Annotated in this window: 1 protein-coding gene; it reads right to left on the reverse strand. The window is 43.3% G+C overall.

The genetic code is table 11. From position 1 onward, the window contains the following. Nucleotides 1-441: zonular occludens toxin domain-containing protein (locus PL85_RS18340; RefSeq protein WP_327795946.1), on the reverse strand; the 441-nt coding region annotated here is incomplete at both ends.

A 441-nucleotide genomic window follows, 5' to 3' on the forward strand; every position in this document is an offset into this window, starting at 1 on the left:
AACGCTAGATTGAGTCGAGTTCGATTGCGCGTCCTGAATCTCCGAAGAAGAACCAAAAACCAGACGGGATAAACCATACGTTAAGTATCCTATGCCTAAAATTATAATTAGAAAAACCGCAATGAGTGCTGGATTTTTCGCTAACACATTGAGAGCGCCAGAAGCACGAGCAATACCCGTCGCTGTTGACTTGTAAAGCAAGAACGCATCAAGCGGAATTTTTTTCTTGGTAAGATTAGGGTCTTTGCCCTTTGGTATCACTGGCGTTGATGTGTTTTTAGCGTGCTTATAGATGTAAGGCTTGCGCTTTGCCCAAAAGAATTGGTCACGGCCTTTATGGAAAAAACATTGCTCAGCCGGTGCGCGGATTGCTGAATCAATTTGACCCCAATCAGGCGATAACAACTCAATATCCCAGTTATATTTTCTATGACGCTGGAA

Source organism: Vibrio anguillarum, assembly GCF_001989995.2.
In the GTDB taxonomy this organism is placed as follows: Bacteria; Pseudomonadota; Gammaproteobacteria; order Enterobacterales; family Vibrionaceae; genus Vibrio; species Vibrio anguillarum.